The sequence below is a fragment of the Odoribacter sp. genome (assembly GCF_985060555.1).
In genome coordinates, this window is the sequence record NZ_CFKYFN010000063.1 from 54,613 (window position 1) to 72,213 (window position 17,601).

The window sequence follows — 17,601 nt, forward strand, 5'->3', positions numbered from 1 at the left end:
ACTGCCCTGAAATTCATGTTCATTTCTGCTGCTAACAGATAATGAGCGTTTGTTGAACTTTAAATACAAAATTATGAAAAAAAAGTCTTTATACCCTAGTCCGGGGTGTAGAAAAATCATTCATTTTTTAGTGATGAAAGCGAGTTTTATTTTTTTACTGCTATTGACCTTGCAGATAAAAGCAAATGTCTATGCACAACAGTTGCGTTTGGACCTGAATTTACAAAATGCAACCCTCAAAGAAGTGATTCAGGAAATCCGCCTTCATTCTGACTTTAGTTTTGTGTATAGTGATGCCGATTTGGTAGGGATCACTCAACGGAATGTACAAATGAAGGATGCAACGATCGAGGAGGTATTGAAAAACTGTTTACAAGGGACGAAGCTGGTGTACGATATTACGGATAAGACCATTATTATCCGTAAACTCGATGAGGTTACCCAGACGAAACAGGTACAGGTTATTCAGGGACAGGTAACGGATGTCCGGGGTACACCCTTGCCTGGGGTAACCGTACGGATCAAAGGAACTCAGCTCGGAGTCTCTACCGATGTGAACGGTAAATTCCGTTTCGAATTACCCGATACCAAAGAGGTTGTATTGGCTTTTTCTTTTGTCGGGATGAAACCCTTGGAAGTTCGGTATAATGGCCAAAGTGAATTGAAAATAAAATTAGAGGAGGAAGTGGCCGAAATGGATGAAGTTGTGGTAACCGGTATTTTTAAGAAATCTCAGGAGAGTTTTACCGGTTCGGTATCGACAATTACGGAGAAAGAACTGAAATCTTTTCGGGGACGTAATTTATTATCTACGTTGAAAAATATCGATCCGACCTTCAATATTATCGAAAACAATGTCTATGGGGCAGATCCGAACCATTTACCGGAAGTACAGATCCGGGGAACTTCCAGTTTACCGACGGTAGAGGACCTGAAAAATGAAACGAAAGTAGATTTGAATACTCCCTTGATAATCCTGGATGGTTTTGAGATCAGTCTCACCCGGATGCTGGATTTAAACGACGAGGATATTAGTTCAGTGACTTTGTTGAAAGACGGTTCGGCTACCGCGATTTATGGATCCCGGGGAGCTAATGGAGTGATTGTCATCGAGACTAAACAACCCGAGGCTGGAAAATTGAGGTTGTCTTATCGGGGAAGTGTGAATATCGAGGTGCCTGATCTGAGCGATTACGATGTATTGAATGCTGCTGAAAAACTTCAGTTGGAAGAGAGTGCCGGTTTATATAAAAACGAATGGGCCGATATGGAAATGGCGTTGAGGAAAAGGCAGGCCAGGATCAAACAAGAAGTAGAACGGGGAGTCGATACTTATTGGTTGTCGAAGCCTTTGCGTACGGGTGTAGGACACAAGCACAACCTGCGGTTGGAAGGAGGAGGGAATGACGGCTTCCGTTATTCTGCTTCTGTTCAATATAACGATATCCTGGGGGTGATGAAAGGGTCCGACCGGAAAACTTTCAACGGGAATATTAACCTGATGTATCAGCAAGAAAAATTATTGTTCCGCAATAACCTCGAAGTCGGACTGAGCGAATCGAATGAATCACCTTACGGATCCTTCGATCAGTATGTGAAACTCAATCCTTACTGGCGGGAACGCGGAGAAGATGGTAAAGTGTTGAAAGAACTCGAACAAAAAGGAGATTTTTGGAATACTGCCCCTGAAAATCCGCTTTACAATGCTATGCTCGATTTGGTCGATAAAAAGACTTATACGACTATTACCAATAACTTCGATGTAGAATGGAAACCCTGGGAAGGCCTGACCTTGCGTTCCCGCATCGGTTTGTCGAAACAGGTGAATGATTATGATAATTTTAAACCTGCCGACCATACCAAATTTAAGGATTATTCGGATGAACAGATTTTCCGTAAAGGAGAATATATCTATTCTTCGGGGAAAAGCTTCAGTTATGATTGGAGTCTGACTTTGAGTTATTCCCGGAATTTCAAAGAAAAACATGAGCTTTATGTCGGTTTGGATTATAATCTCGCCCAGGATAAATCGCATTCTTATACATTTCAGGTAGAAGGTTTTCCCCAATCCAATATTAAATTTCTATCGATGGCTCTTCAATACCAGAAAGATGGAAAACCTACCGGATCCGAATCGCTCAACCGGCGCATCGGTGTAACGGGGAATGTGAATTACATCTACGACAATCGTTATTTCGCCGACGTTGCTTATCGTATGGACGGGGCCTCCCAGTTCGGTAGTTCGAAACGCTTCGCGCCCTTTTATTCTTTCGGGATCGGTTGGAATATTCATAAAGAAAAGTTTATGGAAAATGTATTGTGGCTGGATCGTCTGAAATTGCGGGGTTCTTATGCGGTGACCGGATCGGTGAATTTCGATGCTTATCAGGCCCTTGCTACTTATGAATATTATACCGACGATCGGTACCGGTATTGGTTCGGAAGCCACCTGAAAGGTCTGGCCAATGATGACCTGGAATGGCAGAAAACCGACAAATGGAACTTCGGATTGGAAATCGGAGCATTTCATAACCGCTTGAAAGTGACAACCGATATATATACAAACCAGACTAATAATTTATTGTCTGAAATGTATCTTCCTTTGACGAATGGTTTCCCCAGTTATACAGATAATGTCGGTAAAGTGAAGAATAAGGGAGTTGAAGTGGCTTTGTCAGGATATCCCATCCGGAATACGGAAAAGAATATCATTTGGTCGGTATCTGCCAGCTTCATTCATGAAAAGAACGAGATTGTCAAAATCTCCGAGGCATTGAAAGTGGCCAACGAGGAATTGGAATTACAAGGAGGATCTAACCCGAATTTCATGTATCGGGAAGGAGAGGCTTTGCGGACCATCTATGTCGTCCCTTCTCTGGGGATCGATCCCAGTACCGGACAGGAATTGTTTATCGACCGCTTCGGTAATGTCACATTCAATTGGGATGCCCGTGATAAAGTGGCCTGTGGAGTAACCGATCCTAAATTCAGAGGAAATATCAATACTATGTTTACTTTCCGCGACTTGAGTGTGAACCTGTCTTTCGGTTATCGCTTGGGGGGATCTCAATATAATTCAACTTTGGTGAATCGGGTAGAGAATGCGGATACCAGATACAATGTAGACCGAAGGGTGTATAAAGACCGTTGGGTAAATCCGGGGGATCATACTTTCTTTAAAGATATCAAGAATACGCAGGAAACTCAGATGTCATCCCGTTTCGTGCAAAAAGAGAATACCCTCGAATGTCAGAGCATACAGGTAAAATACGATTTCTTACAGCCTTGGGTGAAAAAACACTTGGGAACCCAATATTTATCTCTCTCTTTTAATACGGATAATTTATTCCGCGTATCGAGCATCAAGCAGGAAAGAGGTATCGCCTACCCTTTTTCCCGGAGATTTACTTTCTCTCTTTCAGCAACCTTTTAAAATTTCAGCAACATGAAAAAGACGATTTATTATATAATGATAGGCTGCCTCCTGTTAGGGACCGGATGTAGCGATTGGTTGAGCGTCAATCCGAAAGATAAAGTCGAGCAAAAAGAGATGTTTTCGGATGAAAATGGCTTTAAGAATGCTTTGATCGGTAATTATATTATGTTGAAAGACAGTAAACTGTATGGGAAAACGTTGACCATGGAGTTTTGTGAGAATCTGGCTCAGCATTGGAAGACAGATCCGCAGGCGACCGATGGGTATACCGCCGCTTATGATTATAAAAATGCCGAAGTCGAAAGATTGATCGAAGATATCTACGGGAAATTTTACAATACGATCGTCAATATCAATAATCTGCTCGGTTATGTGGATAATGGGATTTTGACTTCGGATATGCATGATCTGATCAAGGGAGAGGCATTGGCGATGAGGGCTTTCTGCCATCTGGATATTTTGCGGCTGTTCGGCCCGATACCGGGTGAACAGACAAAAGACAGGATATTGTCTTATGTACGTACGGTATCTAAAAATTATCATGAAGTAAATACCTGGGAAGAGTATGTGGGCTATCTGGAAAAAGATTTGAATGACGCCGAAGTTCTGTTGAAAGAAGTGGAAGAAAAAGGGATGAACGATGAATTTTTCAGTTATCGGCAAAACCGCTTGAATTATTGGGCGGTGTTGGCATTGAAAGCCCGGTTCTATTTGTGGATTCAGGATAAATCCCAAGCAGCGGAGTATGCAGGCCGGGTTATCGCCAATAAAGATTTCAGATTGAATCAGGGGACAGATTTTGCTGCAAAAGACAATATTGCTTCCCCGGAGCATCTTTTTTCTTTACATGTCTATAATCTGAACGATATTGTTTCTGATTATTTTTTAAACGCCGGTGGAGTAGAACAGGATCAAGACAAGGTGAAAACCGATATTTTCGAATCGGATGTTACCGATTACCGGGTGACTTATTTATGGAATGAGATTACTGAAAAGTCGGGAACCCGTTATATTCTGGAGAAATATAAACAAGAAGGGATGCCTGATGCCGGTTTACAGGAAGTTCCTTTGATTCGTTTGTATGAAATGTATCTGATTGCGATCGAATGTTCCGATCTGGAAACAGAGTATAAACCTTTAGTTGATGAGTTGGTTGCAGCCCGGAACATCTCTGTCGTAAATGTTTCTACTGTCGATCTGAAAAACGCTTTTGTGGCCAAGGAGTACCAGAAAGAATTTTACGGAGAAGGACAGCAATTTTTCCAAGCCAAACGCAGGGGCGATAAAACAATCCTTTGGACTGACACAGAAGGAAGCAAAGCGGTTTATGTATTGCCTTTGCCGAAAAGTGAAATTAAGTTTGAATAATTAAAAATTTGAACGTATGAAATTGAAATATTTAGTTGGAATAGGGATGGCTTGTTCGATGATTTGTAGTTGTTCGGAAGAATATATGTCCTTCGAAGGAACAGACCGGATACAATTTAAGACAAAAACCGAAGAAGTATATACTTTTGCTTATTATCCCGAAAGCATACAAAAAGATACCCTGCAAATCGAGCTGATCTCAGTCGGGGAAGTGACGGATTATCCCCGTGTCATCAGGTTCGAACAAGTGACCAAAGAATGGAAATATACGTACGATGAGGAAGAACCCGAAAAGGTGGTTGATTCCACTTATGTGGATATGGAATTTCCGGCAGTAGCGGGCGTACATTACGAATCTTTAGGCGAAAAAAACGAGTTGATTCTGCCGGCGAATCAGAATGTGTTGAAGTTGAATGTGATTATAAAACGGGAAGATACCGGTTTGCGGAAAAATGCCCGGAAATTGGTATTGCGGTTATTACCGTCTGATGACTTCCAGACCGGAGAAGTGAACAAACTGGTGAAAAACATCACAATCTCGGATAAATTGGAACGTCCTACCCGTTGGAAAGACAATAGCTACTACTATAAACTTTATTTGGGGAATTGGTCGGAGGTAAAACATCGTTTTATGATCGATATTACCGGACAAAAGTGGGATAATGATTTTTTGGTTTATATTATAGATAATTATGATACGTATTCGCTGAGAGATTATTATCTGGCTAAAATAAAAAAGGCATTAGCCGAATACAATGCAGATCCGAAAAACGATCCTCCTTTGAAAGATGAGAATGGTAAAGAAGTTGTTTTCCCTTAATAATGAATGAACTATGAGAACGATATATCTATTTTTATTGGCATTCTTGCCTGTACTGTGCTGGTCATGCTATGACGATAAAGGCAATTATGATTATCACGAACTGAATCGGACCGAAGTAACCGGAATAAAACCCGTTTACCGGTGTGATTTGTTGAGCCGTTTATCTATTCCTACTGTAATCCAGTCGGAAGATAAAGGGCGGACTTATGATTATGTATGGATGACTTATCAGACAACCGGGGATAAGAAAATCGATACCCTTTCGCAGGAAAAAGATTTAGATTGGATTGTTTCTGCCGATCCGGGAATTTACCGGCTTGTTTTTGAATATCGCGATAAACAGAACGGTATCGCGAATTATATCGAGTCAGAATTAATAATAGAATCGAAATATTTCAGGGGATGGTATGTGATGAAGCAAAATGGGGAGACCACCGATATCGATTTCTTTTCTCCGGATTTTCAGAATACCGGGCTGATACAGAAAAGTCGTGGAGAGGCACTGACAGGCCGGCCCCGTTCTTTGGGTTATATCGGTGATTATGCTTATATGGACGAAGAACAGGAAGAAATGGTCAAGAACAATGCCTGTCTGATGGTTATATCGGAGAAAGAATTACAAGTGGTTCGGATCAGTGATTTGAAAATGCTAGGCGATTTCAATTCCCTTTTTTATGAGAAACAGGGTATTGTCGCTCCTGGTAAATGGTTCGGAGGATCGGAGGAACACGGTTTGGTGAACGATGGGAAAGTATTCACTATCGACGTACATAGCTCCCCCTTAGGAGCGGCTAAGTTCGGTTATGCAAAAGCAGGTGATTATGAATTGGCCCATTTGATGACGAAAAACGGAACCATGAGTCCCCTGTTTTTTGATACCAAGAGCAGTAAATTTTGTACCGTTGCCCGTGGAAATTCGAATTTGCTTTATCTGAATAGTGACGACCATTCAAAATTCCCTGAGGCTTATCCTGATCGGGACCCGCTTTACGCTGGTTTTCTCGACGAAGGGATGTGGGAAGGCGGAAAAGGATACGTTGTTATGCAGAATAAAGACGCAGCCCAAGCGCGTTCCATCCTTCATTTCGATTTGACCTGTCTGGTATATTATGATCCGGCTTTCCTCAAAAACAGAATTACAGCCATCGATGAGATTCCGCTGGAAAGCGAGTTGACCCGGGCCGAATGTTTTGGAATGAACCGTACTTTCCAGATGTTGTATTTTTCCAAAGGCGATAAATTGTACTACTATGATCTGCAAAACAAACGGGAACAGGAAGTGAAAAGAGTGGGTGGACAACCCGCTGTGCCGGCAGGAGAAAAGATCGTTATGATCAAACATATTATCTTCGACAATAGCTATAGTGCGCCTGATGAATATACGAATAAGCTGGTCATAGCTACCGGAAACGGTAGTAATTACAAACTTTATCTTTTTGATACTTCGGCGGATAAAGTAAAGGATAATCCGGAAGTTTATCAGGGCGAAGGAATACCTTCCGAAGTGATGTATATGAGTTCAAAAATGGGTAATGGATATTTATGTTATTGATAGATAGTCGTGTGTGGTTATTAGGGATAATCTGTTGCCTTCTGGGGGGAGGAATCAGGGCAGAGGAGTTTGCCGTGATAAAGGGAAAGAGCGGGGGAAAGGTACCTGCCAGAGAAGTGCAACTGATGACTGTAGAAAATGGGGTACCGGTAAAATATGCCGGTACCACCATTGCCGGTAACGGTAGTTTTGCTTTTATGTTCCAGCCGGCAGAGGCCGGTTTTTATTACCTGTATGATGGAAAGGAATATCATCGGATGTATGTAAAAGCAGGGGATGAAATACATTTTCAGGGAATCGACGGGGATTGGAAACAAGTGGACATCACCGGTGAAGAAAATCGTTTACTGGAACAATGGAAAGAGATAAAGCGCTCTTTGAAAATGGACACCAGGACAGAAGCTTATGGGGCCTATTTTCCCCGTTTCGATTCGGTTCGGCTAGAGGTGGACCGGTGGTTGCAAGCAACAGTTATCCGGGATTCCCTTTTTCAAAAGCAGTTGATGGAGACAATCGAATTCGATCTGTTGTATGATTTCATTTCTTATATTGCTAAAAATCAGCAATCCTATGAATCCGAAGAACAACAATCGGCTTATTACCGGCAGCTCATCGGACGCTTTCCCGTCGAAGATGACCGTATTTTACAACAACCTTATGGTATTCAGTTGCTCCGGAAATATTTTAATTATAAAAGGACTTTTGTCATACGGCAGGGAGAATATTCCTTCGATGACTGGTTAGCCGAAATCGGATCTCCGCTATTGAAAGCCGAATTTGTGTTGGCTGAAATAGATACCGTTAGTTTCGGGCGTTTTTGTGATTACGAACAGAAGTATTTTCCTTTGATGCAAAATGAGGAACAACGCCTGCGGTTATGTCAGTACCGGGGACGCCCCCATTCTACCCTTCAAAAAGGAGAACGGGCTTCTAATTTTATCTTTCCCGACACAGCCGGACACTACCGCTCCATGGCCGATTTCCGGGGGAAATATAAGTTTATCGATGTTTGGGCGACCTGGTGTGCTCCCTGTAAAGCTGAGATCCCTTATTTACAACAGTTGGAGGCTGAATTTCAGGGAAAAGAGATTGAATTTATCAGTATCTCCATAGATAAAAACCGGAAAAAATGGAAAGAATATGTCCGGGAACATCAATTAGGAGGCGTACAATTGTGGGCCGGTGATTGGAGTTACCTCCCGGAAGAGTTACATGTCGGTTCTATTCCCCGGTTTATCCTGATCGATAAAGAAGGCAATTGGGTAGATACCGAAGCACTCCGGCCTTCTAATCCTGCATTAAAAAAATTATTGAAGAATCTATTGAAAAAATGATCGGTTTGAAAAAAGTAATATTGACCTTCTGCGTTTATCTGATAGGAGTAGGAGGTATGGGAAACGTATGGGCCAGTAATAAAACAATACGGGATTTTCATGAATTCGAGTTGTGGCATAAACTATTGCAATACGGGTTATCTCCATCCGGCGAATGGGCGATGTGGAGAATCCAGGCTGCGGAGAAAACAGATACTTTGTTTGTCCGGCATATCGCGTCGGGAAAAGAGTACAAATATAAAAATACTTCTGCTCCCGAATTTTCCAAAGATTCCCACTGGATCGTTTTTTCGGAACCGGCGGGAGAAAATGCAGCTGCCGGTATTGCCTATCAGGTAAAACTGGTTTGCCTTGCTAATGGGGAAGAACAAATTTTCCGGGGAATGGAAAGTTTTACTTTTACCAATGATAGTAAACATCTGATTTTAAAAGGAGTAAATACAGAAAATGCCGTAGAGTTGAATCTTTATGATCTTGAAAAAAAACGGGTAAAGAATATAGCCAATATACAGGAATATACGGTCGATCCAACGGGGAAATACCTGGCCTATACCCTAAAAACTGAAAAGGGACTGAGCAATAGCCTAGAGGTATTGGAACTGAATGATTACCGTCTTCTGTTTTTAGAAAACGATAAAAACGGATATGAAAAATTGAAATGGACAGATCACGGGCTTCTGTTTATGAAAATGTTGTCGGACAGTACAGGGCAGAAGCAAGGCCGGGAAATTCATGTCGTCCGGAATATCGGAAACAAGCAGCAGGCCTGCTGTTTTGCCGCAGAGGCCTGGGCCGATTTTCCGGCAAATATGAAAATCAGTGAATATTACACGCCCCAATGGTCTGCTGATGGGAAAAAGCTGTTTTTCGGTATCGCTCCGAAACGGTATCAGGGGAAGTCCCGGGCGGAAGTTACAGCAGATGTCGATATCTGGCATTGGAAAGATCAGGAAATTCAGTCGCGTCAGAAAAACCGGTATTACCTGAATCGTAGCCGGACCTATTTGTGTGTATGGTGGCCGGAAGAAAAACGCTGGAGGCAGCTGGCCGATTCTTCCTTGTTCGATATAGCCGGTATCTCTGCCGACGGGGCATTTGTTTTGGCTGTCGACGATCAGCCCTATCGGCCCCATTACCGCGAACTCCATCGGGATATTTATGTGATACAGACGGAAACTGGAAAACGTACCCGCTTGTTGGAGAATACAATATTGTCGGCTTCTTTTTCCCGCGAAGGAAAGTATGTTTACTATTTTAAGAATAAAAATTGGTGGGCATACGATTTGGCGAAAGAAGAATATATCAATCTTACCGCTCAGGTGACTACTGGATTAAGCGATATATATTACGATGGCCCCATCGATATCGCTCCCTCGTTCGGCATTGCCGGTTGGCTGAAAGAAGATAAGGCTTTTTGGTTTTATGACGAATATGATATCTGGAGTGTCGAGCCGGCTACGCTGAAATTGAAGCGGTTGACCCGAGGACGCGAAGACAAGATCACTTTCCGGAAATTTCAGCGCGGAGTTTTGACTCCCGACTGTAACCTGTTGTTGAGAGCTACCGGTGATGACGGGGCTTCCGGAATTTATCGCTTCGATCCCAAAGGGCATCATCGCCCTTTACTGTATGGGCCATTCGGTACATTACGTTTGGAACAGTCGGCAGATAAAAAGACGAACTTACTCGGATGGGCTGACAATATTACAGCTCCCGAACTATTCGTTTGTGATGAAAACCTGAATCGGCTTCAACAATTGACACATACGAATTTACGTCCCCCCGGATTTATTTTCCGTAAAAGTGAATTGATCCGTTATAAAAATTCACGGGGTAAGGAGTTGAAAGGAGCATTGTTTTATCCGGTAAACTATCGGGAAGGTCAATCCTATCCGATGATCGTTCATATTTACGAGAAACTGTCCCAGCATTTAAACGATTTTGTTTTTCCTTCGGCATCGGATCTTTATAATACGATGAATTATGTGTTACAGGGCTATTTTGTTTTTCAGCCTGATATCACCTATGAGGTGAACCGGCCGGGCGAATCGGCAGTAGACTGTGTTACGGCTGCTGTTCGGCAAGTGTTGAAAAGAGAAGATATCGATCCTGCACGGTTGGGGTTGATCGGGCATAGCTGGGGTGCTTACCAGACGGCTTATATTATCACACAAACTCCGCTTTTTGCTGCTGCCGTGGCAGGAGCACCTCTGACAGATATGATAAGTATGTATAATAGTATTTATTGGGAAAGCGGACGTTCCAATCAAGAAATGTTCGAAACGGGACAGGCACGTTTCAGATTACCCTGGTGGCAAATCTCCCGGCAATATATCTGTAATTCCCCGGTATTTCAGGCAGAAAACATTCAGACGCCGCTATTGATGATCTTCGGAACTGAAGACCAGGCCGTCGATTGGAGTCAGGGACTGGAAATGTATATTACCATGCGCAGGCTTGGAAAACCTTGTATCCTATTGACCTATGAGGGCGAAGGACATACAATCGGTGGACAAATGAATACCTTGGATCAAACCGGGCGTGTCATGGATTATTTCGATTATTATCTGAAAAAAACGGTTGCGGCCGATTGGATATTGGAAGGACGAACTTACCTGAAAAAGAAAGGAGAAGAATAATTTTACCAGATCATGCCGGCAGTGCCGGCATTTTTTATTAATTTTGCTTTGAAATAGCTTGTTGTATACCGACGTTAAATTGTATGAAAAAAGGGATTCTATTATCATTATTGGCCGTTATCCTGCTTGCTGTCGTTGTTTGTGCCATTTGGTATATCAATGAAGAGGGGAAAATGCGGGCCGGTAGTAAAGATTCTTTTATCCCTTACAATTCGGCTGTCGTGGTGACGGTTAATGTCGGGGCTGAGTTAGCACCTGAGATCCGGCAGGCTTTTGCGGCCGATTTGAAAGTGTTTCGCCGGAAGTTGTTGGTCCGGATAACCGATACTTTACAACAACAAGGGCTGGTGAAGGCACATCCTTACGTTGTGGCAGCCCGGGTGGAAGGCAAGAGCGACGTCGCTTTCCTCTATGTGATGGATAACAAAGATGTCATTTCCCGGGGAGAAGTAACCGATTTTCTGAACCGGACTTTTGCTGCCGGAGGGGAGAAGGTACGGAAATACGACCGGCATAAAATATATACTTTAAAACAAGGGAAAGAGATCGCTTATTTTGCTGTTTGCGGCGGTATTATCTTGTTGTCGGATTCGGACCTGTATATCGAAGACGGACTGAAACAATTCGACCTTGAAGAAGCCGGGGAAGGAGTCAAACCCCATTATCAGAATCTGAATAAATATTTTTCAGCCGGTGCCGGTATAAATATTCTGTTGAATACCGGAGCTTTTACAGAGTTGATGCCTTTGTATATCCAGGTTAAAAAGGTTTTTCCCCATGTCGATATCACCCGTTTTTTCAAATGGGGAGCTTTGGACGGAGATTTCAGCGGACAGGGGATTTGTCTGAACGGATTTATGAACTATAGTGGACTGGATGGTTCGTACATCGCTACATTGGAAAAACAACAGGCCCGGGAAGCGAATATCGACGGGGTACTGCCTTCCGGTCTGCTCTCGTTAGGATTGCTGAACCTGAGTAATCCTGCAGCTTACTTTGCTGCTTTGGACAATTACCGCTATACGGTAGGACAAAAAGAAAATATCTTCAGGCGAAAGCAGCAGTTCGTCAAGATGTTCGGAAAGGGACGTGAAGAAGAGTTGCGCGATTTGTTGCAGGGAGAGTTTGCTGTTGTAGATCTGGCCTATAATGAAGCGACCCGCGAAAGGGATGGGCTTATCGTAGCCAGTCTTAAATCGGGTAGCCTGTGTAAAGTGGTGTTGGAGAAAATGATGAAGGAATATGCCCGTTTCGATAATCAGTCTTCAGAAAACTATTTAAAAGAATATAACCTCGATCGGGAAAAAACTTTCCGTTACTATCTTTTCCCGGCTGATGATCTGGCTGCCGTTTATTGGGGATATATTTTTGAAGGGATAAAATGCCGTTGCGTGTTGGTGGAGGATAACTACCTGATTTTTGCTTCCTCCGAGAGTGCGGTAAAGAGTTTTGCCCGCGATTATGTGCATGGGAGCGTCATCCGCGATGCCGAATGGTATCGGCATCTGAAAACCCGTTTGGCCGGAAAATACAATATGGCTTATTTTGCCCGTACGGCTGAGGTTTTACCTTTTTATACCTCTTTGACTCAGGGAAGTTGGCAGCAATTCCTGACTCGACGTCAAAAGGAACTGTCTGTATTTTCTACCTGGGCCTGGCAGTGGTCCAACGAGGGAGATATGCTCTATACCACTCTTTTTCTGAGTACAGCCGAGATAAAGGATGAAATTCGTCCGCATGTATTGTGGCAGACTAAATTGGATGGGAAAGTGAGTATGAAGCCCGTTCCCGTGACCAATCATGTGACGGGTGAGAAGGAATTGTTCGTGCAGGACGATCAACATACCGTTTATCTGATCAACGATGTGGGGCGTGTGCTTTGGAAACTTCCTCTCGGGCAGCAGATCAATAGCGAAGTATATCAGATCGATCTCTTCAAGAACGGGAAATTACAATACCTGTTTTCTACTCCCGACAAGATGTACCTGATCGACCGCAACGGTAATGCAGCGGGGCGTTTCCCCGTCGCTTTCAAAGGAAAGTGCGAGCAGGGAATATCCGTGTACGATTATGATAATAACCGCAACTACCGCATCTTTGTTCCTTGTGAAAACCGGGAAGTATATCTGTACGGTTTGGATGGAAAACCGGTAGAAGGCTGGAATCCCCAAAAGACCGATAAACCGGTCGTTTCGAAAGTACAGCATTTCAGGGTGGCCGACAAAGATTATATCGTCTTTGCCGATCGGTATCGTTTTTATATATTGGACCGTAAAGGCAAAGAGAGAGTGAGAGTTTCTTCCGTATTCGATCTGAAACCTCATACCGATGTCTATTTAACCCGTAAAGGCGGACAACCGGTTCTGGTATTTGCTGGTAAGGGAGGACAGGTACATGTGGTGAATTTTTCCGGTCAGACAGAGACTTCCCGGGTAGAAGGATTGTCCGATCGGTTTGAAATGAATATAGTGGATTGGGATGGAAATGGGACCGGGGATGTTTTGTTTACCGATGGGAACCGGGTATTGGTCACCCGTTTGGATGGAACGCCGCTTTTCGAGAAGAAAATGGAGGCTAAAACTTTAGGTTTCCCTTATGTATACCGTTTCTCTGCTAAAGACGTGCGTGTCGGCTTGACCGATCCGGAACAAAACCACTTGTTTTTGTTATCGGCTGATGGAAAGCTGTCCAAAGGATTTCCCATTACCGGCGATTCGCCTTTTTCAATCGTCTTTTTAGGAAATGACGGATTTTTCTTGTTTGCCGGAACCGGAAACAATACGATCCTGAAATATAAGGTGCAACGATGACTTGAAGACGTTTAAAGTGAATGATTTAGAAAATAGATAAATTGCAAAAAATAGTTTTTCTAAAAATTTGATTTTCCAAAAAATTAACACAATTTTGCACTATTGTGTAAATGTTATATTTATGATGAAATTTTGTTTGAATTGGGGTGGTGCGGCTTTGTTGTCTATGCTGCTTTTGTGTACTTCTTGTGGTGATGCCGATCTTTTCGATACCGATAAATGGACCAATGAAATAGAAGGCTGGGAGCCGGGTGTTTCCTTAAAAGTGCTTCAGGGGTCTTTTACTCTTTGGGATTTAATCAATCAGGGCGATGACGATGTGGTCGTAAAAGAAGGAAATGATCTGATCATTCAATATACCGAAGAAGGTATTTACCATATCGATATCGATCAGGTCTTCGATATGCCTGCGGAAGATTTGGAATTCGGCTACTCATACACGATACCCGGTATGGTATCGGGAGTTCATTTAGTATTGGACCATCCGTTAGAAATTGAATTCCAGACTTCAACCACTTTAAAAGAAGTGCCTGATGGATGTGAACTGAAAAAAATTCAGGCTTCTGCCTGTTTTATGTTACCGGAAATAGGATATCCTTATGAGATCGAGGCTACATTCCCCGATATTGAGATGAACGGTGAAATTTTGCATATTAAGAAGTCTGTACCTGCTACCGGATCGGAGTCTATCGATTTAAACGATTTTATACTCACCCTCGATGCAGAGAAAAAGGTCGATTTAGAAGTAAATATTGTCATTCCGGCGGAAACTGAGGTGACGAATCCCGACTTGGATTTGATATTTGGCTTGAATAATCTCAAATTCAAAAAAGCAGAAGGAAAAATCACAGTCGATCCGATCGCTATCGACCCGGATAAATTTAATATGGATATCGACTTTTTGGATGAAATCGGGGGTAAATTTAAGTTCACCAAGCCTGAACTGAATATTATTCTTCGCAACAAAGGTATCGGTGTCCCGATGAGTGTCGATGCTACTTTCTATGGACAAAACGCAGAAGGAGATACGTTAACGCTGAAATTAGAAGAAGGAAAAGAGTTGCTCACTTTAGGGAATAAGTCGAATATCGTGCTTCCCGATACTTTAGGGTTGAATAAGGATAATTCCAATATTGTAGACTTCCTGTCTTTGCCACCGACAGGCGATATATCCTATCAAGGTACGGTGACGGTAAATCCGCAAGGAGACGAGGATAATGTGATTTACAGCGACGGAGAAATCGACTTGGATGCTTATGTCCGGATACCTTTCGCATTGAGTGCCGAAGGACTCAATTACAAAGACACGCTGAACGATATTGATATCGACCCCAAGTATGCGGATAGGATCAAAGAAGGTGTAATTACGATTACTGCTGTCAATGGACTTCCATTGAATCTCCGGATTCCGACCCTGGTGCTGTTGGGAGAAAATGGCGAGAAATTGGAAAGCCTTACCGCTGTGAAAGGGCGGGATATTATTCAGGCTGCCAACGGTAAGGAGAGTGTGCTGGAATTTAATCTGACTCAGGCACAAGCTAAAAAATTAGGACAAACAGAAAATATCCTTTTGGAAGTGAAAGCTTCGACAACAAATAATCAAGAAGTGGTTGTTGCTGCAGATGCGAAATTATCGTTCGACCTGAAACTGGTCGCAAAAGCCGTGATCACCGATCTGGACGATTTTTAACATATTCGGGTAAAGAGTCGGAATAAAAAACAATAGAGGTTACAAGGATTTCAAGGGTTCATTTACCTTTTGGCCTTGTAACCTTTTTGTCTTAAGAATATACACTCAATTAATTTATACCTAGGTTTAATTTTTTTTCTTTCTATTCCGATTTCGGATTTTATACCGTCAGGCCGGTTCGCCTGGAACGGTCCGGTAAGGCTTTCGTTGATTTCATCGGTTCTTCTCCTGCTCGGAAAAACAAAAGATTTTGTTTTTCTCTCGCTTATTCGAAGAACTCACTGACCGGCGGAACTCCTCACTTCGTTCGTCAAACACCACCGGTCGGGCGTTCGGAAAACCTAACCGGACACTCGTTCCTGTTCCAATGGTTTTCCGCCACAAAACCCTCCATCTTCCGTTTGCACTACAGACCAAAGAAAGGAGAAGGAAAATATTATAAGCTTGAAAAACAGGTGGAATACGGATACCTAGGCTATTTGACCGGATTTTCTTATTATTTACAAAATACTGATTTCTAAATTAATTCGTAATCTTAATGTAAGGAATCGGAAAACGGCTGTTTCGTAGAAGTTCATGTTTTTTAGGTCACAGTTTGTTTCCCATGTAGTGATAACGTGAGTCGAAGGTGTTCGTGTTCGGGAACTATTGGAGCTCTGTCGAGTGTCGTCTTGCTTTTTCTGAACGTCCGATTTAAAGTAACGGGAGCTGCCGGCAGTGATGAGGAAATCGTAGCCGAATTGAGCCAGATGATCGAGATGGTCCGGAAAACATCCGATTAGGAGAGAAATATTCAGGAAATAGATAATACTATTGATGACGTGTATTATTTTGCTTCATTCAGCTTGATAGTACACGTCATTTATTTACCTGAACCTTTCTTGTTACTCTTCCTCTTCGATTTCGATGTGTAATCCTTCCTCTTCTGCCAGGTTATAGTCTTTACCGGCGACGATCAGCACAATCTCTCCTTTCACGCCGTTTTGTTTATACCAGCCGGCCAGTTCTTCGAGAGTCCCTCTTTTGAATTCTTCGAACATTTTACTGATTTCCCGGGCCACACAAGCATGACGGGTCGGGCCGAATACCTCTGCCATTTGTTCCAGGGCTTTTACCAGACGGAACGGGGATTCATAAAAAATCATAGTTCTGTTTTCCTCTGCTAAGGCACTCAACTTCTTTTGCCGGCCTTTTTTCTGGGGCAGAAATCCTTCAAAACAGAAACGGTCGCAAGGAAATCCTGAATTGACCAGGGCCGGAACGAAAGCAGTCGCTCCCGGCAAGCATTCCGTGGCTATTCCCCGTTCTACGCAGGTACGGGTGAGCAGGAAGCCTGGGTCGGAAATTCCCGGAGTACCGGCATCACTGATCAGGGCTATATTCTCTCCTCTTTCCAGTCTTTCCGCTATCCGGTCTACTTGCTGGTGTTCGTTGAATTTATGATGAGAAAGCAGGGGAGTGGTGATCTCATAATGCTTCAATAGCTTGGCACTGGTACGCGTGTCTTCTGCTAAAACCAGGTCCACTTCTTTCAATAAACGAAGTGCACGTAATGTGATATCTTCCATATTCCCTACGGGAGTAGGAATTAAATATAATTTACCCATGACTGGTTATACTTATTGGTTTCCAATTTATATTGCATACAAAGGTAATGATTCGCTTGGGAAATGGAATATAATTGAGATTCCAGTTTGAATTTTAGTCGGGCTTTACATCGGTAAGTACAAACTGTTTTTTTATTTTACATTTTCTTGTCCTATTTTGCTAAATAATAGAAGGTTAGATAAAATGTTGAGGATTTTGAGAAAAAAAAAGATATTTTTTTTGCCAGGAAATAAATTTGCCGTATATTTGCATCCGCTAAGCAAAACTATGGTCTGTTCGTCTAGGGGTTAGGACGCAAGATTTTCATTCTTGTAACACGGGTTCGATTCCCGTACAGACTA

General features: G+C 42.7%; 9 protein-coding genes and 1 tRNA gene. 9 read left to right on the plus strand and 1 reads right to left on the minus strand.

The genetic code is table 11. From position 1 onward, the window contains the following. Positions 1-73 precede the first annotated feature (73 nt). The 8 genes from AC5RDS_RS08650 (at position 74) to AC5RDS_RS08685 (ending at position 15,652) form a co-directional block, all read left to right on the plus strand. Positions 74-3,433, plus strand: a complete 3,360-nt coding sequence (locus tag AC5RDS_RS08650; protein ID WP_087382288.1) for a SusC/RagA family TonB-linked outer membrane protein — start codon at positions 74-76, stop codon at positions 3,431-3,433. A 12-nt stretch (positions 3,434-3,445) separates the two neighbouring features. Beyond that, on the plus strand, positions 3,446-4,804 hold the full coding sequence (locus AC5RDS_RS08655) for a RagB/SusD family nutrient uptake outer membrane protein (protein ID WP_087382284.1): 1,359 nt from the start codon (positions 3,446-3,448) through the stop codon (positions 4,802-4,804). A gap of 16 nt (positions 4,805-4,820) precedes the next feature. Then, positions 4,821-5,624, plus strand: coding sequence for a DUF4843 domain-containing protein (locus AC5RDS_RS08660; protein WP_022161108.1), 804 nt, complete (start codon positions 4,821-4,823; stop codon positions 5,622-5,624). 13 nt (positions 5,625-5,637) lie between these two features. After that, the gene (locus tag AC5RDS_RS08665) at positions 5,638-7,179 is read left to right on the plus strand and encodes a PKD-like family lipoprotein (protein ID WP_022161109.1); all 1,542 of its coding nucleotides are present in this window, start codon (positions 5,638-5,640) and stop codon (positions 7,177-7,179) included. Then, positions 7,170-8,513, plus strand: coding sequence for a TlpA family protein disulfide reductase (locus AC5RDS_RS08670; RefSeq protein ID WP_494222299.1), 1,344 nt, complete (start codon positions 7,170-7,172; stop codon positions 8,511-8,513). Before AC5RDS_RS08665 ends, AC5RDS_RS08670 begins: the two co-directional genes overlap by 10 nt. A 5-nt stretch (positions 8,514-8,518) precedes the next feature. Next, positions 8,519-11,152, plus strand: coding sequence for a S9 family peptidase (locus AC5RDS_RS08675; protein WP_494222300.1), 2,634 nt, complete (start codon positions 8,519-8,521; stop codon positions 11,150-11,152). Positions 11,153-11,235: 83 nt separating this feature from the next. Next, the gene (locus tag AC5RDS_RS08680) at positions 11,236-13,962 is read left to right on the plus strand and encodes a WD40 repeat domain-containing protein (protein WP_494222301.1); all 2,727 of its coding nucleotides are present in this window, start codon (positions 11,236-11,238) and stop codon (positions 13,960-13,962) included. Positions 13,963-14,083: 121 nt separating this feature from the next. Next, positions 14,084-15,652, plus strand: coding sequence for a hypothetical protein (locus AC5RDS_RS08685; RefSeq protein WP_118104898.1), 1,569 nt, complete (start codon positions 14,084-14,086; stop codon positions 15,650-15,652). Between the two features lie 884 nt (positions 15,653-16,536). On the opposite strand, the gene rsmI is transcribed toward AC5RDS_RS08685, so the two are convergent. Next, complete coding sequence (gene rsmI, locus AC5RDS_RS08690) at positions 16,537-17,259, minus strand: 16S rRNA (cytidine(1402)-2'-O)-methyltransferase (RefSeq protein ID WP_013612465.1); 723 nt, start codon at positions 17,257-17,259, stop codon at positions 16,537-16,539. 270 nt (positions 17,260-17,529) lie between these two features. Between rsmI and AC5RDS_RS08695 the strand changes: the two genes are divergently transcribed. Then, positions 17,530-17,601, plus strand: a tRNA-Glu gene (locus tag AC5RDS_RS08695).